3 protein-coding genes are annotated in these 2,117 nt (G+C 71.2%); all 3 read right to left on the bottom strand.

Annotated elements, in window-relative coordinates; translation table 11 throughout:
* On the bottom strand, positions 1-797 hold a 797-nt coding region (locus tag L995_RS04200), incomplete at its 3' end, for a LysR family transcriptional regulator (protein ID WP_047469440.1).
* 84 nt (positions 798-881) lie between these two features.
* Entirely contained in the window at positions 882-1,772 is an 891-nt protein-coding gene (locus L995_RS04195; protein WP_047469437.1) for a DMT family transporter, read from the bottom strand.
* On the bottom strand, positions 1,769-2,117 hold a 349-nt coding region (locus L995_RS04190), incomplete at its 5' end, for a LysR substrate-binding domain-containing protein (RefSeq protein ID WP_047469434.1). The genes L995_RS04195 and L995_RS04190, both read right to left, overlap by 4 nt.

Below are 2,117 nucleotides of genomic sequence, written 5' to 3'. Positions count from 1 at the left end.
CCGCGTTGCTCCAGCAGCACGGGCACCAGGCGCCCCGCGCGGATGTGCGCGGCCGCGCAGATGTTGGACAGCTGGCCCAGCACCTGGCCGGCCAGCACGGCATGCAGCTCCAGCTCGGCATCGTTGGTGGACAGGGCCGGCTGCAGGTAGCGGTGCGTGAGCTCGCCATCGACCGGCAGGTACCAGGGCATCACCGTGTCCGTGGCCGCATGGCGGAACATGCTGCAGCGGTGCGCGGCCAGCTCGTCCAGCGACCGGGGCACGCCATGGCGCTGCAGGTACTGCGGCGCCGCGCAGACGATGAGCTGCACGGGAAACAGCCGCCGCCCGATCACGCTTTCATCGGGCGAGGCGCCGATGCGAAACCCCGCATCGACCCGGTCCAGCACCCAGTTGCCTATGCCGTCGTCCAGCCGCACATCGGGGACGATGCCCGGGTGCAGGCGGCAGAACTCATCGAGCAGCGGCATCAGCACGGGCGCGAAGCAGGACTTGGGGCCCACGATGCGCAACGGCCCCGCAATGCCCTCGCGGCTGTCGCGTGCCAGGTTCAGTGCGCGGTCCAGCGCGGCCAGCGCCGGCTGGGTGTCCTGCAGGAAACGCTGGCCCTCCTCGGTCAGCGCCAGGCTGCGCGTGGTCCGGTGCAGCAGGCGCACGCCCAGGTGCTGCTCCAGATGGGCCACCGCCTGGCTGGCGGCCTGGGGGCTCACGCCCTGGGACAGCGCCGCCTGGCGCAGGCTGCCCAGCTCGACCGCCTTGGCAAAGGTGGCGATGGCGCGCAGTTCATTGATGGGCATGGTGCGGAAATCCGGTATTCGTGGGCTGACAGTGCCGCAGTATCCCGCCTTTGCGCATGCCCTGCCCGCGGCTTGCGGGGCAAGCTAGCGCCCCTGGCGCGCCAGCCATACGCCGGCTGCCGTCAAGGCCATGCCCGCCAGCGCCAGGCCGCCCAGCGTCTCGCCGAACATGGCCCAGGCGATCAGGGCCGTGGCCGGCGGCGTCAGGTAGAACAGGCTGGCCACGTGCACGGCGCCGCCGCGGCGTATCAGCAGGTTGAGCAGGCTGACCGCGCCCACGGACAGCACCAGCACCAGCCAGCCCAGCGCAAACAGGAACTCGCCGCTCCAGCGCACCTGCATGGTTTCCGTGGCCAGGGCCAGCGCCCCCGTCGCCACCAGGCAGGGCAGGTACTGGATGACCGAGCCCGTGCGCAGATCAAACGAGGGACAGAACCGCTTCTGGTACAGCGTGCCGGCCGTGATGCCGGCCAGCGCCACCACGGCCGGCACCAGCATGGCCAGCAGGGCATGGACCGGCACCGAGGCGATCTTGCCCGCCACCACCAGGGCCACGCCCGTGAAGCCCAGCGCCAGCCCGGCCCACTGCCGGGGCCGCACGGACTCGCCCAGCAAGGTGCCGGCCACCAGGGCCGTGATCAGCGGCTGCAGCCCCACCACCAGGGCCGTCACGCCCGAAGGCAGGCCGTGGGCGATGGCCGTGAACACGCCGGCCAGGTACACGCCATGCACGAACAGCCCTGACACGCCAATGTGCAGCCACTGCCGTGCCGACCGCGGCCAGGGCGCGCACAGCACCAGGGCTACCGCCGCCATCAGCACCAGGACGATGGCATAGCGCAGCGTCAGAAAGGTCAGCGGCTCCACATAGGGCAGGCCGAACTTGGCGCCGATGAAGCCCGTGCTCCACAGCAGCACGAACAGCCAGGGAAGCAAGGCGGCCGCCAAGGCGGGCGGCGAGGTTTTTTGGGTCATGGAGCGGATGCGCAAGACGATAGGGGCGGCGCCAGTGTGTCATGCCCCGTGCGCCAGGGGCTGCGCGTGGCAAACCACCGCACCAGGCAGTCGCGCAGCGCCGTCATGGCCGCGCTGCTGAACGCCGCCGAGGGCCGCACGAAGTAGATGCCCGAGGCGCCATCCAGGCGCCATTGCGGCAGCACCCGCACCAGCCGGCCTGCGGCCATGTGCTCGCTCATCAGCCAGTCGCCGCCGGCCAGAATGCCCACGCCCATGACGGCGGCCGTGAGCAGGGCCTCGCTGTCATTGCTGACCATGGGGCCGCGCACCAGCACGGTGTGCCGGGCCTGGCCTTGCGGTACA

Origin of the sequence: Delftia sp. ZNC0008, from assembly GCF_000799035.1 — a bacterium.
GTDB classification, from domain to species: Bacteria; Pseudomonadota; Gammaproteobacteria; order Burkholderiales; family Burkholderiaceae_C; genus Comamonas; species Comamonas tsuruhatensis.
The sequence above is the reverse complement of the archived record's forward strand: the minus strand, read 5'-3'. Positions and strand labels throughout refer to the sequence as shown.

What these genes read in the sequence shown, in the direction of transcription:
- L995_RS04195 (WP_047469437.1), bottom strand. Translation starts at nt 1,772, where the DNA reads ATGACCCAAAAAACCTCGCCGCCCGCCTTGGCGGCCGCCTTGCTTCCC.